At 58.8% G+C, this 21,065-nt stretch carries 17 protein-coding genes; 4 read left to right on the forward strand and 13 right to left on the reverse strand.

The features are described 5' to 3' along the window. The 6 genes from AC066S_RS37220 to rfbA all read right to left on the reverse strand — a co-directional run. A partial coding sequence (locus AC066S_RS37220; RefSeq protein ID WP_478271853.1) for an IS5 family transposase occupies positions 1-988 on the reverse strand: 988 nt, incomplete at its 3' end. A gap of 430 nt (positions 989-1,418) precedes the next feature. Beyond that, complete coding sequence (locus AC066S_RS37225) at positions 1,419-2,405, reverse strand: glycoside hydrolase family 71/99 protein (RefSeq protein ID WP_164719135.1); 987 nt, start codon at positions 2,403-2,405, stop codon at positions 1,419-1,421. A 346-nt stretch (positions 2,406-2,751) separates the two neighbouring features. Then, positions 2,752-3,705, reverse strand: coding sequence for an alginate O-acetyltransferase AlgX-related protein (locus AC066S_RS37230; protein WP_126262017.1), 954 nt, complete (start codon positions 3,703-3,705; stop codon positions 2,752-2,754). Between the two features lie 3 nt (positions 3,706-3,708). Then, positions 3,709-4,572 (reverse strand): class I SAM-dependent methyltransferase, encoded by an 864-nt coding sequence (locus tag AC066S_RS37235; RefSeq protein ID WP_126262018.1) that lies wholly within the window; start codon positions 4,570-4,572, stop codon positions 3,709-3,711. Positions 4,573-4,627: 55 nt separating this feature from the next. Further along, positions 4,628-5,695: a dTDP-glucose 4,6-dehydratase gene (gene rfbB / locus AC066S_RS37240; protein WP_126262019.1), complete on the reverse strand. Its 1,068-nt coding sequence runs from the start codon at positions 5,693-5,695 to the stop codon at positions 4,628-4,630. A 22-nt stretch (positions 5,696-5,717) separates the two neighbouring features. Further along, positions 5,718-6,596 carry a glucose-1-phosphate thymidylyltransferase RfbA gene (gene rfbA, locus AC066S_RS37245; protein ID WP_126262020.1) on the reverse strand — a complete coding sequence of 293 codons (879 nt, stop codon included), beginning with the start codon at positions 6,594-6,596 and terminating at the stop codon, positions 5,718-5,720. A 111-nt stretch (positions 6,597-6,707) separates the two neighbouring features. Between rfbA and rfbC the strand changes: the two genes are divergently transcribed. Both rfbC and rfbD read left to right on the forward strand, forming a co-directional pair. Next, positions 6,708-7,262: a dTDP-4-dehydrorhamnose 3,5-epimerase gene (gene rfbC, locus AC066S_RS37250; protein WP_126262021.1), complete on the forward strand. Its 555-nt coding sequence runs from the start codon at positions 6,708-6,710 to the stop codon at positions 7,260-7,262. After that, positions 7,262-8,215 (forward strand): dTDP-4-dehydrorhamnose reductase, encoded by a 954-nt coding sequence (gene rfbD, locus AC066S_RS37255; RefSeq protein WP_126262022.1) that lies wholly within the window; start codon positions 7,262-7,264, stop codon positions 8,213-8,215. The genes rfbC and rfbD overlap by 1 nt, the downstream gene beginning before the upstream one ends. A 56-nt stretch (positions 8,216-8,271) precedes the next feature. On the opposite strand, the gene AC066S_RS37260 is transcribed toward rfbD, so the two are convergent. From AC066S_RS37260 to AC066S_RS37270, 3 genes are all read right to left on the reverse strand, one after another. Continuing rightward, on the reverse strand, positions 8,272-10,530 hold the full coding sequence (locus tag AC066S_RS37260; protein ID WP_347338656.1) for a glycosyltransferase family 2 protein: 2,259 nt from the start codon (positions 10,528-10,530) through the stop codon (positions 8,272-8,274). Between the two features lie 86 nt (positions 10,531-10,616). After that, positions 10,617-13,112, reverse strand: coding sequence for a glycosyltransferase (locus AC066S_RS37265; protein ID WP_235884935.1), 2,496 nt, complete (start codon positions 13,110-13,112; stop codon positions 10,617-10,619). A gap of 13 nt (positions 13,113-13,125) precedes the next feature. Further along, positions 13,126-14,001, reverse strand: a complete 876-nt coding sequence (locus AC066S_RS37270; protein ID WP_126262024.1) for a hypothetical protein — start codon at positions 13,999-14,001, stop codon at positions 13,126-13,128. Between the two features lie 537 nt (positions 14,002-14,538). Here AC066S_RS37270 and AC066S_RS37275 point away from each other — a divergent pair. Together AC066S_RS37275 and AC066S_RS37280 are read left to right on the forward strand one after the other, a co-directional pair. Then, a complete protein-coding gene (locus AC066S_RS37275; RefSeq protein WP_126262025.1) occupies positions 14,539-15,780 on the forward strand; it encodes a glycosyltransferase family 4 protein in 1,242 nt (413 codons plus the stop codon). A 1,315-nt stretch (positions 15,781-17,095) separates the two neighbouring features. Then, complete coding sequence (locus AC066S_RS37280; RefSeq protein WP_164719136.1) at positions 17,096-18,313, forward strand: O-antigen ligase family protein; 1,218 nt, start codon at positions 17,096-17,098, stop codon at positions 18,311-18,313. A 196-nt stretch (positions 18,314-18,509) separates the two neighbouring features. Here the strand turns inward: AC066S_RS37280 and AC066S_RS37285 are convergent, their stop codons facing one another. From AC066S_RS37285 to AC066S_RS37300, 4 genes are all read right to left on the reverse strand, one after another. After that, positions 18,510-18,845, reverse strand: a complete 336-nt coding sequence (locus AC066S_RS37285; protein WP_164719137.1) for an SIR2 family protein — start codon at positions 18,843-18,845, stop codon at positions 18,510-18,512. A gap of 12 nt (positions 18,846-18,857) precedes the next feature. Then, positions 18,858-19,442 (reverse strand): hypothetical protein, encoded by a 585-nt coding sequence (locus AC066S_RS37290; RefSeq protein ID WP_126262028.1) that lies wholly within the window; start codon positions 19,440-19,442, stop codon positions 18,858-18,860. A gap of 256 nt (positions 19,443-19,698) precedes the next feature. Then, a complete protein-coding gene (locus tag AC066S_RS37295) occupies positions 19,699-19,956 on the reverse strand; it encodes a hypothetical protein (protein ID WP_126262029.1) in 258 nt (85 codons plus the stop codon). A gap of 659 nt (positions 19,957-20,615) precedes the next feature. Beyond that, complete coding sequence (locus tag AC066S_RS37300; protein ID WP_478271854.1) at positions 20,616-20,843, reverse strand: hypothetical protein; 228 nt, start codon at positions 20,841-20,843, stop codon at positions 20,616-20,618. Between the last annotated feature and the right edge of the window lie 222 nt (positions 20,844-21,065).

The raw sequence follows: 21,065 nt of genomic DNA on the forward strand, positions 1-21,065 counted from the left end.
TGTTCTTCCCGAGATCGATACCGATCGTGACAATGTTCGTATTCGACATGGCTTGCGCTCCTGCTGTTGCCCCGCCGGACTCCACGTTGCCGCTGGGAGCGGGCGTGGTCCATGCCATTAACTCGTAAGGCCGGTGCGCCTTGCCCTTGCCGATGCACTCCACCTCCGGCGCGTGCAGCGAATAGACCTTTGGGCCACGTTGGTGCTGCTTCTGGTCAAGCACCCGTCGCGCCAGTATCAGCATACGGTCGAGAGCGATCTGATGGAGCAAGTCGACATTGCCTTCGAGCTTGCGACCAATGTCGCGGATGACGCGTCCGAGATAGGTTCTAAGCGTCCTCAAGGCTCGATTGGCGCGCTTGAACTGCTTGGCGTGGGCATAGCGCTGGTGCTTGATCAGCGCGAACTTGCCGATCCGCCCATAGGATTGACGCAGCTTGATGCAGGCTCCCTTTGCGAGCCGCACCAGGATCTCGCGGGCGCGGTTCAGAAGCCGCGCGTCGGTCGGGAACATCACGTTCTTGGGCTGCACCGTGGTGTCGACGATGACGCGATTGAGGTCACTTGGCTTGATCGCCTTGGTCTTGGTGGCAACCGAGAGGCTCTCCTGCAGCAGCGCCTGCAGCTTCTCCTCGCCCATGCGCTGGCGCCAGCGCGTCAGCGAGGAGCGGTCGAACACCAGGCGGTGCTGGAAGAACTCCTCGCCGCAAAAGAACTGGTAATAGGGGTTCTCCACCCAGCGCTCGCACAGCACTTCGTCGGACAGGTCGTAGGTGTGCTTGAGGATGGCCAATCCCGCCATCAGCCGCGTCGGCAGCGGCGGCCGGCCCGGCTTGTCCTCGTAGACCGCGCCGAACCGTTCCGCGAGGAACGACCAGTCGATCGTCCGCGAAAGCTTCACCAGCGCATGGTTCATGTCGATGATCGCGTCCAGCCGTGAGCGCAGGAGATCGGCCTGTCCGCTGTCCCGTCGTTCCTTCGGTCGCATCGTCCCCTCCGATGCGACCCACGGAATCACGACCCGCGATTCGAGGAAATCGCAAAGAATGAAATTGCAGGCTTTCCGGCCTTCAAACCCAAAAAGCTGGCAATCTCAAACCTCGCTCCGTTCCCAAAATCGACTCCCGCCCAATGGCTTGGCAGGTTCTTCACGGCCGACTAACTGATCACTCATTCCGGCGTCGAGTACAAATCAGCGCAATGATGCCGTGCGGGAGCATTGCGGCAGATCCTTCGTTCCAGATCGACGGGCCGGTCGTAAGCGGAAGCGTGTGCGTACAATGACGAGTGATCGCTTCGTTGCCGGATGTATCGACGCGCGACTCGGTATTTTGCAAGCTATTGCTATCGTACGGACTGATTTGTAAAGCCGAGGCTGATTGCGGCTGCCGTCGTGGACCGGGAGCCGCGTGTGCTGTTTAGTTCTCGCCCGTGCGACAAGCCTTCAGAACCTCGCTAGCAGTTCTCAACATTGAGGCCGACGAATCACCCAAAGTCGGGGCTAGTGCTCCACCTTCGCTGTATTCATTCCAGGAATAGATCAGCGCAATCTGATAGGGGCATCGGTCCGGATGGTTCGACATGAAGCGCGACGCCTGTCGGCAGGCGAAAGAGAACTCGCTAGGGGTTGCGATCGTGACATGCGCACGCTTGTCGATGCGCGTGTAATCCCGTTTGTCATAAGCGGGAGGGGTCTCCTTTCGCGGCCGCGAGTCCCAACCGACCATGACGGTCGGCACCACACTGCCCGAACTGTGGGCCAACTCATCTTCCCAATATTGTTCTACGTGCCGTTGGAGCTCGGGATAGGTTCCAGACCTGTTTGGCCCGAAATTTATCCCATATGCCGAAATGGCATCGACGGCTATCTGCTTTCGGACCGTTTCAGCTGTAGTAGGCGGTGCGTGCAGAAGCACGATGTAGGGGTTTTTACCACCCGAAGAAGTCGTCTGATTTCGCAGGTGAGACATCGATTTCCCGAGCTCGACGAGTGAACCATTCCAGTATGAGGGCAATAGGGCATCGAGGTAGTAGAGGAACAGAAGCGGTCTGCCGTCCTGCGTTCTCTGGTAGTTGTGGTCCGAAAAGAGACCGTGAATGCGCTTTGTCGCCTCGTCGAATCCGTTAGCGCGACCTAGCGTGTCTAAGGTCGCTATCAGACAATAGTTCATCTGATCGGCAATGCCGCTTCGACGATGGTACTTCAGCCCCTGCATCATCGAGTGCGCGAGGTCCAATTTGCCATCTCTGCCGTACGCTAGATATGCCCAATAGCCGAGACCGGCCGCATGAGCGACCCGTATCTCTTCGTCGAACGAGGCCTCGGTAGCGTTGAATTGCAACGTTTTGGAATCGGTCAGACGGCTATGGAGCGGCGCACGAAACTGCCAGTGTTGGGGACTCAAAGCTTTTTCTTCTTCATAACAGGGTTCCCCCCTCGTGTCGCAGTATTGTGCGTCCCACCTTATGGCTCCGAAGATCGGGCATCGAGTTTTTGGGTAACTGCGGGTGGGAAGCAGAAGGCTGGCGAAAAACCCTCGCAGAAGAGTCCGACGCGTTGATAGGTACGAGATGACTGACATCTGCGGTTACGACCAGATGGGCGGGGCCATTCATTTGCCTTGGAGAACGTCCACGCGGCTGTTGATCATTCCATAACAAGCTGCAAACGCCTCGCAGAACGTGAGGGGCAAAACTCGCACCTCTGGAGTTTGTTCCACGCTTGGAGTCATGTGCGGTTCCCGTGTCAGGTTATGATGCTCTCCGTTCGGATTGCGAACGCAAGACAGACTGAAGTTTGTCGGTCGCATGTCGCCTGATATCGACGTCATCCGTGGGCACGACGCGAACAAATCGCTCCGCAACCTCCGTTAAGAGCATATCCGGCTTGAACTCGTCGACCAATTTCCAGTCGATGGCGGACGACCAGACAAACATCACGACATCGACAGTCTCGGCAAACATTCCGGTGAGCATATGAGGCCGATACTCAAAAAAGGAATCACCGAACACGAGAATCCGCACTTTCGCCAGAGGGTGTCTTTCATTGCGATATTCGACGATCGATCCGACGTGCAGCAACAGATCGTTCGGCACTTGGCCGGTTTCACGCGCGGTCACGATATCGTTGGCCTCGACCCGGGATGCGCCAATGCCAAAACGTCCGAACCGGATCGTCTCGAACCGTTTGGGCGTCAACTTCGAGCCGAGATCCCAGCTACCCTCGCGGGCTGGTGCGTTCCGCATGATCAGATCTGCCTTTTGCGGTATCACCATGTATGAGCACAGCATCTGATAGGCGCTGAAACAGCCCTCCACCGTCCAATGAGTATCGGTTCGATGGAATACTTCGTAGTTGCCTGCCTGCTTTCTGAGATACTTGGTTAGCGGCACCAAGAATCCGCGCAACTCGGCATCACCGCTTTCTTCCAGGATTTCGGCCGGAAATCTCATTTGAGAGGTGACGGCGAGTGCCTTCGTCCTGAGAATCGAAAGTTTGTCTGGAACAAAGCAGTGAAGATATTTGATTCCTTTATCCGTAGCAGCTCTCTTTCTGCTGGTCAGGAGAGCTTTCCATGCAGAACAGATCAATTGGAGATTGTGGTCGGATTCGGAGAAAAGACGGGCGACGTCGTTGCTGCCACCGACTAAGAAGAGATGGCCGTCGTCTCCCTCGAAAACGTCTTTTGAGAGCTGTGGCACCACGCTCTATTTTCGTCTCAGTGCTATGCAATCTTGGGCCAACTGTCCGTGATCAGCATAGTCGATGACAGCGAATAGATTGGAGAACTTATCGGAGAGATATCTGTCCGTAACGAAGCATTCTGCAAACTCGCTGCGCGCCACTGAGTCCGAGGGCAGCCAAAAGAAATTGCCGGACCTGACTTTCGATATTGCGGCGTCGATCGCGTCACTGGGAAGCCGCTTCAGAATGAGATCAATCCAGAAGTGTATTTCTTGACCATTGATCTTCTTTCGGTGTGCTTCCTTCAGGTCCTCCAAGAATCGAATGCCGAGAGTCGTTATGAAGCAAATGCCACCTGGTCTGAGAACTCGGGCAATTTCGGAAATCCACCGATCAAAATAGTGCTGGTTAAAGTGTGAAAAAGTCGACCAAGTGACGAAGTGGGTCGCAAATCCGTCACGGAACGGGAGCGGTGGCAACGGATCGGTTTTGACGAAGCTGATATAGCTGTTCGCCTTGCGCGCTTCGACGATGAAGTCGAACGGTTCGACCGCATAGATATTCGCCGCAGGCACATCCCTCATAAAAGCGCGCGCGATGCGGCCCCAGCCAGTTCCAAAGTCGATCAGGATGCTATCCTTGGAGAGGGGGGCGCCGTTGGCGTTCAAGACGCTGACGCAGTGGTCACGAAAGCTGAGCGCGCCTCTGATCGCCATCTCATTGGAGTTTCCTTGCAGATGGCGCTGCAGGTCCGCTGACGGGAACGAGGGAAAGGCGATGCCTCGTATCGAAGGTTCTCTGACGCTCCTGACCAGATCGGACCGCCATTCCTGGTCGGTTAGGGGTGCATATGTCTCATATATCTTGTTGATCTCGGTTTTGTGCATCTCTTCCTCGATTGAGCGAACGCCGGTCTTTGAGCAGAAAGCTGCTTCGCTCAGGCTACTGGATGAGTCCAACCCGCTTGGCCTGATATCCGCGCTCAAGGATCGCCAGCCACCACGGCTGGTGATCGACGTACCAGTGCACGGCCTTGCGAATGCCGGTCTCGAAAGTCTCCTCCGCGCGCCAGCCGAGATCGCGTTCGAGCTTCGAGGCGTCGATCGCGTAGCGGCGATCGTGGCCGGGGCGGTCGGCGACGAAGGTGATGAGATCGCGGCGCCGCCCGGTTTGACCCGGACTAATCTCGTCGAGGAGATCGCAGATGCTTTCAACCACATGGAGATTGGTGCGCTCGTTCCGGCCACCGATATTATAGGTCTCGCCGACGGCTCCGTGCTCGAGCACGAGTGTGAGGGCCTTGGCGTGATCCTCGACATAGAGCCAATCGCGAACATTGTTTCCGTCGCCGTAGACGGGGAGCTGCTCTCCGGCCAGGCCCTTGATGATCATGTGCGGGACCAGCTTTTCGGGGAAGTGATAGGGGCCGTAATTGTTCGAGCAGTTGGTCAGGAGCGTGGGCAGCTCGTAGGTCTCATGCCAGGCGCGCACTAAGTGGTCGGATGAGGCCTTGCTTGCCGAGTAGGGTGAATTGGGCGAGTAGGGCGTGGTTTCCGTGAAGAAGCCTTCCTCGCCGAGCGAGCCGAACACTTCATCCGTGGAGATATGCTGGAAGCGGAACCGCGCCCGCTTGTCCGGAGATAGCGTCCTCCAGTAGCGTAGGGCCTCCTGGAGCAGTGTGAACGTTCCCACAATATTAGTCTGGATGAATTCGCCGGGGCCGTCGATCGAGCGGTCGACGTGGCTCTCTGCGGCAAGGTTCAACACAGCGTCGGGCTGATAGTGCTCGAACAGTCGGCGCAGACCCGGCGCGTCGCAGATGCATTGCTTCTCAAAGGCGTATTTGAGGTTTTCCGTCGCGCCGGGCAGGGAACCAAGGTTCGCGGCGTAGGTGAGCTTGTCGAGGTTGACGACGCGTGCGTGGCTGTTGCGCAGGAGATGTCGTACGACCGCGGAGCCGATGAACCCGGCCCCGCCCGTCACGAAGATGGTCACCCCCTTCAAACGCATGATCTCTACTCCGTGTGCCGAATCAGGCTGCTCTGTGCGCGCGTGCGACAGATTGTAGATATTCGCCGTAGCTGCTCTTGGCGGTTTTCGCGGCCACACGTTCGAACGCTTGAATCGTAATGTAGCCCTGTCGCAACGCGATTTCTTCTGGGCAGGCGATGCGCAGGCCCTGGCGTTGCTCGAGGATCTGGACGAAATGGCTGGCTTCGACGAGTGAGGAATGCGTACCGGTGTCGAGCCACGCAAAGCCGCGACCGAGCACGTCCACGTAGAGATCGCCTCGATCCATATAGGCCTTGTTAACGTCCGTAATCTCGATCTCGCCACGAGCCGACGGCTTGATGCGTGCGGCAATGTCCACCACGTCGTTGTCGTAGAAGTAGAGGCCGGTCACCGCGACGTTGGACTTCGGCTGTTTCGGCTTCTCCTCGATGGAAAGCGCACGGCCGGCCTGGTCGAGCTCGACCACGCCATATTCCTCGGGTGTGTTGACGACATAACCGAATATGGTAGCGCCCTTATTGCGCAGAGATGCCTTAGTCAACATTCCAGGCAAGCTGTGCCCGTAGAAAATGTTATCCCCTAACACAAGGGCGACCGGATCGTCGCCGATGAAATGCCGGCCGACGATGAACGCGTCGGCAAGTCCGCGGGGCGTCGCTTGCGCCGCGTAGGAGAAACGCAAGCCGATTTCGCTGCCATCGCCGAGCAGTCGTTCGAAAAGCGCCTGATCCTGCGGCGTGGAGATGATCAAAATTTCCCTGATTCCGCCGAGCATTAGCGTGGAGAGGGGATAGTAGATCATGGGTTTGTCGAAGACCGGCAGAAGTTGCTTCGAGACGACAGTCGTCACGGGATAGAGGCGAGAGCCGCTGCCGCCTGCGAGAATGATGCCTTTCATTTGCTCCTCACAGTGTACTTATCATAATCATAACATATAATGTGAAGAGTACAAGTTCGTGCCGACGCCGAGAGATCGGGGGTGGGCTCGGCAAATTCGAAGTGCTCCGAAATGAATGTGGTCCGGACAGAGCTTCCCGAAGTTCTCATCATCGAGCCCAAGTTCTTCGGCGACGACCGTGGTTTCTTCGTGGAGAGCTATCAATTCACTCGCTACATCACATACGGTATCACGCGGCCCTTCGTGCAGGACAACATGTCCCGTTCGCGTTACGGCGTTCTGCGGGGTCTGCATCTGCAGAATTCGGTTACCCAGGGCAAATTGGCCGCCGTGCTGCGGGGCAAGGTGCTCGACGTCGCCGTCGACACCCGCGTCGGCAGCCCGAATTTCGGACGTCACGTTGCCGTCGAGTTGAGCGAGCAGAACCGGCGGCAGCTATGGGTTCCGCGGGGATTCGCGCACGGTTTCCTGGTGCTCTCAGAGACCGCGGACCTTTTCTACAAATGCGATGATTTCTATAGTCCGGAGAACGAGATTTCGATCCGCTGGGACGACCCGGCGATCGGTATCAACTGGGGTAACGAAAAGCCGTCGCTCTCGGCCAAGGACGCGGACGCGCCGCTGCTTGCCGACGTCAAAAACCTTCCATTGTATGGGCAAGTCTGATGCGGATACTGTTGACGGGAACCGGCGGGCAGGTCGGAGGTGCATTACAACCACTCCTGGCTCGATTCGGAACGATCATCGCGCCTAACATCAATGAGTTCGATTTGTCGAAGCCTGACAGACTCGTCGGGGTACTCGACACGCTTCAGCCGGATCTCATCGTCAACCCCGCGGCCTATACCGCGGTGGACCGTGCCGAGGACGAGCGCGAGCTCGCATTCCGGATCAATGCCGGGGGACCCGAGGTGATCGCCCAATGGTCTGCGAAGCGTCGCGTGCCGGTGGTGCATTTTTCCACAGACTACGTCTTCGACGGCTCTGGGGAGGCGCCATGGCGCGAGGATAGTCCAACGGGGCCGTTGTCGGTCTACGGCGCGAGCAAGCTCGCGGGTGACACCGCCATTTGCGCAGCAGGCGGTCCGCATCTGATTGCACGCACCTCCTGGGTCTACGCCGCCCAAGGAGCCAACTTCCTACGCACGATCGCGCGGCTTGCGACGGAGCGCAAAGAACTGCGTATCGTTGCTGACCAGATCGGCGCGCCGACCTCTGCGAGAACGATCACCAACGCCATTGCAGATATCGTGCTGCCAAATCTGTCGAACCTAAATGAGCTCTTTGCGCGCAAAGGCGGCGTGGTCAATCTCGTCTGCGCCGGCGAGACCAGTTGGCATGGCTTTGCGAGCGCGATCGTCGCCGGCCTCAGGACGCGCGGCCTAAGACTCAAGGCGGAAAGCGTCATTCCGATCGCCACGGCCGATTTCCCGACTCGGGCGATACGGCCCAGCAATTCGCGGCTCGACCTGTCGCGCCTGAAGAGACAGTTTGGAGTGACCACGCCGAATTGGCAGGAGGCGTTATCGCTCGAGCTCGACGATTTCGTTGCCTTGCAAGAAAGAGCAGCACGCGCCGGGCCGGCGCGCCAGTTCCAGCAGCGAGCCCATTTTGATTGAACGGCGGATCGAGCGAAGGGGGCGCGCGGCGGCCTGAAGGACGATGAGGCGCCGCCTTAGAACCCCAACGGCACGTCGCGCGCGGGTTCGAGATGATTGTAGCGAGGGGCGCGTGGTCCGGGCGGCCAGGCGAGGCCGCTGTAGGGAATCCCATCGCGCGAGAGCTGCGGATTGTATGTAGGATCCTGGTTGAGCCATTCACCCCAGCGCGCCCGAAGCAGATCAAGTTCATGCTCGAACCGGCTGCGCCGGTCGGCGCGATCGTCCCGCCCGCGGCTAGCTGATTCGGCGTGAACTAACTTCGCATGCGGCGTAAAAACGATCCGCTTGCCCGCTTGGCGCAACCGTAAGCAATAGTCGACGTCGTTGAAGGCGACCGCGAAGCGCGACTCGTCCATCCCGCCAACGGCAAGATAGTCGCTACGTCTTGTTACGAGGCAGGCCGCAGTCACGGCGCTGCATTCGTGCGCGACAAGAAGCTGATCGAGAAACCCGGAATCATCACCGAATCTGTCGGTAAAGGCGTGAGTCGCCGCAAAATTCATTCCCAAGACGACACCGCCATGCTGAACGACGCCGCCAGGCCAAGTCAGGAGCGCGCCGACCGCACCGACATCAGGCTCGGCGAGCCGCGTGAGCATTTCCTCGAGCCAGTCTTTGGAACTCGCCTCGATGTCGTTATTGAGGAGACAGAGTACGTCACTATCGAGTGTTGCTGCGGCTCGATTGTTCAGCCTCGCGAAATTGAAGGGACCTTCGACCGGCAAAGTCCGTACGCCGCGTCTCGCCAAGCCTGCAAGATAGGCGATCGTCTCGGGATCGACACTGTCATTGTCGACCACAAGAATATCTGCGCGGCAGCACTCCACCGCCGGCGCGATGCTGTCGATGCAGGTGCGCAAGATTGGGAGCCGGTCCCGGGTCGGGATGACCACTGTCACGCGCTGGCGCGGAATCGCTCGACCAATTCGAACCGCAGGGAAAAGGTTGACTTCCTGCGGGGTCACGTCGGCACTGACGGCACGTGCGTCGAGGTGCATTTGGCTCGCCGCGGCAAGCCGATGGCTGGCGTTCGTTCGATCGAGTTTAGGAAGCGTCGCCAGTGCTCCCGGCAGATGAAGAATGTTTTCCTGACGTGGACCAGCGTGATCGAGGAGGCAGTTGAAGAGGCGGTAAAGATTGTCGGGACGGGCCTCAAGGCCGGCGAGCAGGGTGTCTCGTCGAACAGCAAACAGATGCGCACAATAGCCTTGCTCCAGCATCCTTTCGTAGTCGAATGCAGGAAAGGCCAGCGGCCAGAGCCGGCCATCCTCGGCGAGAAAATCAAGGTCGCCGTACAGTGCGATCGTATCCGGATAGGCGCCGAATGCTGCGGCAATGCGGGCCAGGGCATTCGGCTCGAGCACCACACCCGCCATCGCGATGACGACGTGATGTGAATCGGATGCGGCGCCGTCCAAAAACTCCAACAGAGCGTCGCTGTCGACAGAGAGTGGCTCCCCGTCAATCACGCCTGCCGTCCAGCTTTCATGGATCTGGGTCTCCAGCGCGGCAAGCGTTTGCTCTGCGCCGGGGGCGCCGGCGACGACGACCGCGAGCGAAAGGCCACTTGCTCGCGGCATCGGCAGCGGGAAGCGATCGCGCCAATTCACGTAGTCGGAAAACGGAAGCGAGGCGGGGATCAGCTGATCATACAACTGGCCGCGCAGGCGCTCGGCACCGTAACCGCCGAGCGCGTCAATCATTCCGGCAAGGCCGTCGGGAAAGGCGACAAAGACGGACGTCGCTGGAATTGGCTCACCGTCCTCCCTGCGCAACGAAATGCGGTGAACGCGCCCGTCGGCAAAGCGTTGCGGGACGTGGAAATCAAGAGCGCGCGCATTCCGGTGTGCCGCAGCTTCGCCCACATGCGTCCAGGCGGTTGCATTAACCTGGGCGACAACCTCTCCGTCCACGATTGCCTCCAGAAAGAGCGCGGAGTCGCTATCGATCCAGCCCTGGAAACGCAGCCCGCCGAGCCAGCGCAACTGACACGTCTTGCGCAGATCGGCGTGATTTGCGTGCTCGCTCTCCAAATCGACCGGTTGGCCGACAGGCGTGTCGAGATTGGCGAGGCGGGCCTCGAGGGTGCGTGCGGCGCGCAGCAGCTCGGGCTCAATCGTGATTGCGAATCCGCAACTCGCCTGGTGCGCTTGTTCAGCAAGCTCGGGAACGAAGGCGTCGGCATAGGTTGTGCAGAACACCAGGCCGTCGAGCAAAATCTCGACGCTATAGCGGCGCTCCGGCGCCTCAGCGTCGTAGACGAAGCCCGACAACGTGCCATCGCGAGCGAGCTCGAGCCGGCTGACGAGCTTTGGTCTGATCGACGATTCAGATGGGTGGCGAGAGAGACGCGACATGCTCAGGACCGCGTGACCCAGTCGACCACGAGATCGGCAAGCGCCGCCGCGTTCACAATGGCAGAAATGGCAAGGTCGCCTTTGCGGGGCTTCAGTGCGCCGCCGGACCAGTCACGGTAGGCGACTGGCCTCGTCGCCTGTCTGGCGGTCTCGACGAGTGGATGGCCGAAGACGGGCCGCTCAAAATCGGTCAGGATCCAGCCCGGATTATGTGGTCTCAGAACATCGCCAAGTTCGTCTGCGGCAATCGCGCCCGTGACGAAGATATTGGGCCGCGACATCAAGCGATGATCGCCGCAGGTCGCCCCGGCGATGACGATCGGTAGCGATGGTTTGCGCCGCCACAGACGATCGGCCAATGTTTGTATCATTTGCAGGCAAGCGAGCGTTGGCGTCGAGGGAACGATTGCAAGGGATTTATCATTGGCGGAGATTGGCGGCAGTGTCAGGGAACATGTGGGCCAGTCATGCAGCACGATCATGCGATCGGGCCACCTGCTTTGTGCATAGGCCTTGGCTGTTTTGCTGGGAACGAGAAGTGGAGCCGTGTCGGAGGGTACGGAAGCAATCTCGCCAATACTCTCCGATATCAGCCAGCGATCGATCGGAACATCGAGGCACCGGATCAGCTCGATGAGCCGCGACGGCAGGTTTGGCTCAAGGATCTCGACACGCATTGGGGATAGCCGTCTCAGGACGTCGCCAGCGTTGGCGATATCTACCTCGGTATCGAGTCTCAAACGCGTGGTCTGCGGCAAATGTCCGCCGGCAGCTCGGAGATGAAGCACGTTGTCGTCCCGCGAGAGCAGGACCGTGCGCTCGCTATGCAGGTGGAGATGGCGTATCAGCGCGTCGGTTACCGCAGGGCAGGTCCGCTCGCTCGCGAGAACTAGTACCGATGGCTCAGCCGGCCATGGCAGCGCACGCTCAAGCGCTGCGCGCGCCGGCCGTAACGGATCGGCGATTTCAAAGGCGCGGCATTCCGCCCGGTAGTCCGGGAAGCGCCGGTCCAAAACGCTGAGATTGCGAAGCACGAGGTCGCGCTTCTCCTCTTGAAAAGATTTCGAGCCATGATGTCCGACATAGACCGACGGCGCGCAAACATTCCGGAAGCCGTTGGTCCGCGCGCGGAGGCAGAGATCGACGTCTTCGAGATAACCGCGATCGAAATTGTCCGAGAGCTCGCCGACACTGCCGAGGCAGGCGCGGGTAACATAGAGGCAGAATCCGATGCCGCTTGCGACATCAATCGCGTTCCCCGCATTAGCTACGCTGGCGACGCGATCGATTGCGACAATCTCGTCATAGCGCGGCATCGGATTAACGTCGTTCGGCGTTGGAAAGGAAAAGATGTCGCCGTTGTTAGAAAGTGGTGTGACGGTTCCGATGTTTGGCGCCGAATATGCCACGTCGGCTAAGCGATCGACGAAGCCGGGCGGAACGAGCGTGTCGGAGTTGAGCAGTATTACGTCGCCCCTCTGGATCTCGTTCAGCGCCCGATTGATCGCGCCGACAAAGCCGAGATTGACTGGGTTTACGAGGAGACGAATCTTGCCTGCCGTCGCAAGCTCGCTCAGATGGCGCTGCAGCTCCACTTCCGGACTGGCATCGTCGATGGCGAGAACCTGAAACGCGTCCTTATCAGTTCCTCGTGGACGCCTTGCCTTGTCGAGGCTCTCGAAGCATTCGATCGTTGCCCGCGCATCCGCATAGACGGGGACAATAACGGTCGGCAGGTCGACGTTCGGTCCGGATCTGATGGAAGGATCGCGAGCGGCTCGGAGGGTCATCGTCGAGCTGAGATTGGACGCCACGCGTCGAACCTGGACGAGGTCTTCGCCGCATCTCAGCGTCACGATTTGAGATGTCGTGGACGGTGGCCGCCGAACTAAGAAGGTTGTTGCCTGCACATCCGCGCTCGCCAGGGGATGAAACGGATTGGGTTCGAGAATGCTCGTCAGCGTGCCGTCTTCGGTTGCAAGGCTCACTTCGACCGAACGGGCGTTCGTCCAGGCGACCCAGCCCGTCACGTGATTGTCGAACACAGAGCAGGCCGCCCAATGGCGGCCCCCGGCACGCCGCAGCTCGGTGATGGCAGCTCGAAGGACGGCCGGATTGCCTTCGCGGCATATTAGTTGAGCGGCTGCGGCCAGTCGCCGTTCGTCGGCAGCCCACACCAGCATCCGGCGGTTGGCGCCGACATCATAAGGATCAACAAGAAGCGCCCGCGCAAGGTCGGACAGCGCAGCTTCGCTATGTCCAAGCCTCCAAGCGGCTTCGGCGCGGAGAACGAAGCAGTGAGCTGCTGGTGGAGGCAAAACTCGAATGCGTCGATCGGCGTATTTGAGCGCCGTCGCGAACTCCTGCGTGGTCAACGCCTCTGCTGCGAGACGTTCGAGCGCGACATGCGCGTGAGGCCCGACGAGGAAGGAAACATCGCGAAACTTGCGATTGTCGTCGGACCCAGCCGATCGCTCACCCACGCTACGCGGCTCCATTTTCGCATTGCTCCTAGCCGATGGAGCTCTCTTGGCGCGCCCGGCTGCGGAAAACGCGGACCCGGCTGGAGCCGACCGGCTTTCGTGACGATTTTGCGGGAACGACGACATTGTCCGGGGCTGCTAACCGGTTGACGCCGATGCGAATGCCAACCAGAGGCTCGCGGCTGGTCGGCCCTGATAGAACGACGCGTTTGCCGACGGCGCGCAAGGTCGGCGCGTTCAAGAACGTCGCTTCCGCAACGAACTCGAATCTTGCGGCGCCACTGACTTCCAGCACGACGCCTGTAATCGGCAAGGCTCGTCCACGCGTGCCGGCATAGGACCCGAGCGACACCATTTTGCCGCTCCCGGCCTGGCCAATTGGCAATTGGACCGCATAGCGAATGTCGAGACCCGCCGGCTTCTCCGGCCATTCAAGGGCAATTCCTTCGATGCGCGATGGGGCCGTTGGACCTGCAATCCAAGCGTTAGGCGCGACGACAACATCGCCGCGACCTGCGACGTGGCCGAGGATCTTGAGACCGTCCAGTGCAACGTTTGCGTGCGTGGCCGCGCTCTCACCTTGCGCAGCGAGCGGCGCTCGGCCGGACTGAATCGGTTCGATACGAACCATGGCCGCGCGCGATCCCCCGGGTCGCATCGGCTGAACCTGGATCTGCAACGTGCCGGGTGTGTTGACCCGGACCATCAGGCCCGAATTCGGCTCCCAAAGTGTCGGCTCGGTTGCGTCGGGATGCATGATGAGCTCCATGCACCCTTCATGTCCCTGCGCCGGTACAACCGTCACGTGCGGCGGCGAGGCGAGATCGTCCGCGCTCTTGTAGCTCACGAAGAAGAGTCCCCGATCTAGACTTACAACTTTCTGCTGCTCAACATCGTCCATCATTGCTCCAATCACATTCGCTGAACCAACGATTTTTCTTCTCGCTTGACGGTGTTGCGTGATCCCGTGAGATTCGGAGCGTCGCTCCGACGAACCGGTCCGCGAACAAGTCGCCTTAGGGAACGCTTCTCAAGCGAACGGCGGGACGGCAATCTGGCGGCAACAGAGATCGGCGCATGTATTCGGTTTCTGCGTTGAGCAATCTGACGAAGCCTGTCATTCTCGTGCCTCAATAGCACGATAACGCCCGCGCTATCATCGGCGTCGATCAAGTAGGGACGGCGGCTTCGTGACTCAGAGTTGACGCGGAATTGTTTGGTGCTCATCAGGATGCTCACAGTTCAACGCGCATGTAAGCATGCTTATCATAGACAACACGGCAGGGAAACAACCAAAGCTGTCATGCGTTTGTCACGTTCACTTAATCTGTGACAGCAAAATACACTTCATGCCCGCGAGGGCTGACAGTGATACAGCAGTTTAGGATCGGGAACTGCCGGACGCACCTGTTTGCGTTGATCACGCCCAGAGCTTTTGCCGATGAAAATTCTTTTCGTTCACAACAATTTTCCGGCTCAATACCGCAACATAGCGGCTGCCTTGGCCAGGCAGCCTGGCTTCGAGCTCGTTGCCATCGGCGCGCCGACTTCAAGACCGATGCCATCCGTAAGATTGATCCGATATGCACTTCCAAAAGCTGAGGTGTCGGGAACGCATCCGTTTGCGCGACGCTTCGATCTTGAGTGCCGGCGCGCAGAGCAGGTGCTGTACAGTCTTTCGAGCTTACAGACGTCCGGGTTTTCGCCGGATCTGATTCTCGCCCATCCCGGGTGGGGCGAGACGCTGCCGTTGCGTACGATGTTTCCCAAGGCACGTTTGCTCATCTATTGCGAATTTTTCTACGGGCCCGAGGGGCGTGACGTCGGGTTTGACCCGGAATTTCCGGTGCCCGGAGTTGATGGCCATATTGGTCTTGATGTGAAGAATGCGACGACTCTGCTCGCGCTCGAGGATTGCGAAATGGGGATCTCGCCAACGAGATGGCAAAAATCGACCTTTCCCCCACATTATCAAAGCAAGATCGACGTGATCCATGAGGGCATCGACACGGCGCGGATGCGGCCGGACCCCCATGCGCGCCTGACACTACCGAATGGCCAGTACCTTCGCCCTTCCGACGAGGTCGTGACGTTTGTCGCGCGAAATCTCGAGCCGTTAAGGGGCTACCATATCTTTATGAGGGCACTGCCGGAGATCTTGAGACGCCGGCCGAACGCGCAGATCATCGTCATCGGCAGGACCGGCGTCTCCTACGGTCTGCCGCCACCGACGGGCACGACCTGGAAGGCAACATTCCTTGCTGAAGTGCGTGATCGCCTCGACTTGTCCCGTGTACATTTCGTGGGCGGCGTCCCGTATGACACCTTTATTGCCGCCCTTCAGGTCTCATCCGCACACGTCTATCTTACGTATCCCTTCGTACTGTCCTGGTCGATGTTGGAAGCGATGAGCGCGGGATGCCTTGTGATCGGTTCTGACACGGCGCCAGTACGTGAAATCATCCGCTCCGGGGAAAACGGTTTGCTTGTACCATTCTTCGCGGTGGACGAGCTTTCCGAACGGATTATTGAAGCGCTGGCACAGCCGGCAAGGTTCTCCGAGCTGCGCGCGACCGCCCGCCACTACGTGATCGATCATTATGATGCGGAGCAGGTCTGTGTGCCGCGGATGCGTCTTCTTCTGAATCAAAGACGGGGTGCGCCTCCTCCGGGCGGCATTTGAACCTACGCGCCGACCGGTTGCGAAGCCGGCTGAATGAGCCGCACTTCTGACCAGACCTGCAATCTCACGCGCCGTGTAATTGTGGCCAGCCCGCCATCTCCACAGGAGCCGCGCCAAAACTATCCGGAGGTGCGCAGCGCCGACAGTTCAGCTGAACGTTGGCGAGCTTCGGCACGCGCCGCGTTGAGCATCGCAACTTTCCCAGATCAACGCGATGCGTTGAAATGGACCCCGATCTCGGGGACGACGTGCTTAGTTAGACGGGGCATGAGCGGAAAACTGCTCGCGCAACTCATGACAGGCGAAAAGCCCGCGATCGACCCCACACCATACGTGCCGGCGCGCTTCACCTGACCGAATCAGGAAAAATCGCGACGTCAGAATCTTGAGGGTTCTGTGAGGTCGCGTGGCAGGCGCGAGCCGCGCGCCCGGTTTGGCGTGCGACCTCATAGAAGCCGGATTGAACGAAGCTGCGGAGCTGTGGGCGCTATGGGAATAGTGCAGCGGGTGGGGCTGCTGGGAAGGCGCGCCTGGGGTCGCCGCGCGTCGGCGAGTCATTCATCGGATCTGAGGGGCCGGATTGATCGGGCCAAGGGCGCGATCCAGCCAACGTTAGCGCGATCCCCCTCGATTCAGGTAGTAGCACGCTTCGATGCATGAGCCTACGGTGTTCTATCGAACGTCTGAACTTCCAGGGCGTTTTTGGAGTACAGCGAGTTCATCACGGAACAACGCCCATGAAGCGCCTCAGGTTCAAGCAGCATAAAACACTGGGCGAACGGCTCATCGAAGGAGCCCGCGCAGAGCACTTGCCCCCCGGCAAAGAGCGTGAGGTCCTTTTAAGAAGGTGCGTGAAGTCCGTTCAACACCCTCACAGCCTGAGCGATGGAGGTGTTTTCCTCTTACTCAAATCAGCACGTGAACTAGTCTAGGTGTTCCTGCAGGGCACCAGGTGGTGAAGAAGGCAAGGTCATCACCGGGCGACGCGCCGACGGATCAGGAGGCCGCGTGTCCACGAACCGGCATTTGCGCTGTTGAACTGCTGCAGCCAGGGTCCTTTGGTTCCGGCTCCCGCCGACACGGCAGGTGTGACGGGAGGCGGCAACATCTACTTTTGGTTGATTTCGTCCCGAAAGTGCCGTTCCCTTGCTTTATTTCCGTTGAGGGCTACGACCTAGAATGATGCCCAAACAGCCCGACGCCCGGATCGATAATTATAAAGCTCCAAATTGTGGTAACCGGCTCCCAGCTTAGGCTCCTTTTTTTCGTTTGGAGTGGGCCGAAGGAACGTCAAGCCTGCGTCCTTCGAATGCGCGTGATCGATGTCACCATCATGATCCTGGCTGCGGCCTTTCCGTGGTCCACGTCCGCCACAACCATCTTGGCGATCCCCGTACTGCTCATGGTCCTGATCACGTACGGTCCGCTCGAGTTGACTAAAGATTGGACGCGACCTGCCTACGCGCTTCCGGTCGCGCTCTTCGGAATTGCTGCAATCGGGGTGACCTGGGCCCATGAGGTGCCGTGGTCGGACCGATTGCATGCGTTCGAGAAGGTCGGAAAATTGCTCTGGGTGCTACCGCTCGCCCTGCATTTTCGAGAATCGGGTTGCGCCCGGATGGTGTTCGTGACCTATGTTGCTTCCAGCTTGGGTCTGCTGGCATTCTCGTTTGTTTTGTTCATCTCGCCCGAAGTCTTCCATCTGATCGGAGCGAGGGAGGCGGGAGTCCCAGTCAAGAACTATATCGACCAAAGTCAGGGATTCGTTCTCATCGCGGTCGTCCTGCTTGGGCTTGCCGCGGAGTCCCTGCGTAACGGACTGCGAAACAAGGCGCTTCTTCTTTGCGCAGTGTCGTCCGCCTTTCTTGCTAATCTCGCGTTCGTCAACGTCGCGCGCACCGCTTTCATCTACTTGCCGATAATGCTGACGCTGCTTGCATTGCGCTATGTTCAAGGATGGTCGCTGCTTGCGTTGTTCGCGGGGATCAGCGCGCTAACGGCCGGATTGCTGGCGACGTCACCGAATCTGCAAACGAAGACGACTCGTCTGTTCAAGGAAATCGACAGCTATCGCGCGAACGCTGTGTTCACCGCTGACGGTTATCCAGCTGGAGGCGCCGAGCGTCTCGAGTTTTGGCGCAAGTCGATCGGCTTCGTGCGTTCCGCACCGGTTCTCGGGCGCGGGACCGGGTCGACCAGAAGTCTGTTCGCTGCAGCGGCGGCGGGACATGATGGCCTGACGGGTTTGGTAGTTGACAACCCGCATAATCAGACGCTTGCCGTCGCGATCCAATGGGGAATGCTCGGCGGCATAGTTCTTTTTGGAATGTGGGGGGCTCATCTCTGGCTGTTCCGTGCAGGGATGATGGGACCGAATGGGAATTTCCTTGCATTGATCGGCTTTGTTGCCGTCGTTCAGAACATTGCGAGCTCGGTCTTCAACTCTCACCTATTCGACTTTTATCAAGGCTGGCTGTACGTGTTTGTAGTTGGCATTCTCAGCGGGCAGGGAGAAGGCAAACGCCTGGAGTGACCGATGAGCTGCACAAGGCTGCTTCGGTGTTGCCCACCAGCCCTTCAACTCTCACGTTTTCTCCTAGTTGTCGAGTTGAGCGGTTCTTCAACCGGATCAAGCAATGTCGCGGTGGCACGGGCTACGACAAACTTGTCGCTACCTCGCGTTCATCCAACTGACTTCAATTAGGCTATGGCTTGGCGCTAATGACGTCCTAGGCGAAGAACTGCGAGATTTGCGCGTGAGCGTTTCTATCGCCCCCGAATGTCGCAGTGAGAGGCCGCGTTGAAATACCTATGACCGATTCCGAGCGCTTCTTCTCGATCCGCGGGTCTCTCTTCAGCGCACTGAGCGCGTAGGGATCAACAATAGAGATCTTCAGACCGTTCGCCAGCCCTTCCACGATCGCGTCATTGATATGGGCGTCACTGAAGCTGTAACCGATTATCAGCAGTCGGGCCGATCGCCTGAGAAGTATCCCGCGGAATTGATCATGATACCATTTCAGGTTGGGGTATAGACCAATGCTTACGGCTTTTTCCCCTCCCATGATGAGAATGCGCTACCCATGTTGGACTCGACCCAATTCACCGATCCATGGGAGTTTCACGTAAGGTTGGGCACCACTGGTTGGGATAGTAGTGAAAGGCGGATTGGGCTCCACGGGAGCGAACTTGTCTTGGCGGGTTCCGCTTGGCCTGAATGTCGATGGGTGTCTCATTCCCGGCTGATAAAGACGAGACCAGTTCTGCGGCGTACCGAATATTGGATTGTAGTGTTGTTCGAGCAGGCTCTCTTGATTGAGCGCAGATATCACATGGAAGCGGCTAAGGAACGCAGCGACAGAGTGCTGGACGCTGGGCGGGTTCTCGAACTCGAACTGTTTATAATGAAACTGTTGTTCATGTGGTTGAAGATGCCAACCACTGAGGTCAGCAGCCGCATCGGCACGCCTCTGGTCCTCCGCGTCTTTCGAAATTTGTAGCTCGGCCATTACGCTTTCGAAACGACCGCCTGAATCGAACAGTCGATCCCGCGAGACCGTATCGATGTTTTTGTCGGCTAAGATCTGTTCAAAGACCTCGGAAGCAAGAGGGCCGCCCCAGTTGTAAGAAAAGCCTGCGCCGGTCAGAAGGAAACAGGTCATAGCAATCGCCAATCGTGGACAGTCTTGCCAAATAGCAGCTTTCCGGTGCGCATAATAGGGGTGAATAAAGCATTGGCCTTCACGGCACTATCTGCTGCCGCATGTGCGGGGTCTTGCCCGTGGAGCAGATTCAACGCTAGGTCAACGCCGACCACCCGTATTCCCACCACATCTGCAAGCTAGTGCTGCGCACATCCTGAAGCCGGCAGAGGCGGACAATTGCACCGATATTGCAGATTGATGATGCTTGAGCCCATCACTGCTTCTCTGCGGGCGCATCGCCTTCGGCTGACGGGGCGGGCGGTGATGACGGCGCTGGCGTGTCCACTGGTGTCGCAGCAACGCAATCACCTGCCCAGATCTTCGCGCCTCTGACCGTCCCGACTAGTTTACAACCCAGCGGCGCCTGCGACTTAACATGAGTGGATGGCATCTTTGCTGCTCTGGGTGGAGCAGCTTGAGCAAAAGCGCCGTTCGCAAAGAACAGCGTGATTAGCGCGATCAGCAGCTTCATGGTCACCTCAAATCGTTCAGTTGCTCACTTCTTCGTCTTCAGCCCGAGCTCGACCAGCCGACGCACGGCCTGAGTGCGCGTTATCCTCTCGCCGATCTTCGCGATCCATGCGATTGCAGCAAGCTCGGCTTCATGCCACCGCTCGCCGATCTGGACGCCCTTACCTGTTGACGCCGCCTACACCGGCGCGTTGGCCGCCACCGGCGTCAGGATCTCGATGGACGGTCGCGGGCGCTGGATGGACAACGTGTTCATCGAGCGGTCTTGCAGGTTATCTTGAACGGGTTACGATGCAACGTATTTTAGAGCTTTGTATTCGGAGCAACCCATTGCCAACAACCGTCGAATTGATCGTTTCCGCTTATGTACGTTTGAAGAACCGGCAAGCCCTGGAGAATATGCGAGAACTTTGCGGCCAGTTGCTGGGAACACTACAGTCCACATCCGGCACCAACCCGGCTCAGTCGCGATCTTCTCTACTTGAAGACCTCCGAGTGATCGAGGATGGACTGGAGCAGCTCCGGCCGCCACGGTACGGCTGAGGACAGTGATCAAACGAACGACAGCCGCAATCGCGGCCCGAAAGCCAAGGTCGCAGCCGCGAATGATGTCCTGCCAGGCACTGCCGCCGGCCAGCTCATAGGGCGATGTAACCGAAGTCAGCGAGAGCCCACACCCCCGAGAAGGAGTCGGAATTCCTCGCTTGGGCACGTCTTCGCGCAGCGTGGGAGGGCCGCGACGAACCGGCTGATGTTGAAGATCTTGGCCAGGCCGAAGTCGCCGACAGCGAGATATATGCTGTTACACGGGCTTTCGAACGGCACGACGTTGGTGCCCTCGTCGTCGAGCCATGGGTCGCCAAAGAACGTGGGCTTGCTGAACGACAATATCTCGATCCTCTCATGATAGCGGTGTGTTCTCCGCACCAACATGGATAGGCAACAAATCGATCAATCCTGTGATACGGCCTCAAACCTCCCCGTGAGCTGGCCCCGGTTGTCTGAACAGAATATCCGCGTCGATAAGTGGAGCCTCTGCCGGGGTTAGGCTGCCGTGCGGAGCGGCAGCGGGGTGAAGTAGGCTTGATCCGGTGTGCTGCCGTCAAGGCT

It is taken from the genome of Bradyrhizobium sp. CFUWI (genome assembly GCF_056429085.1).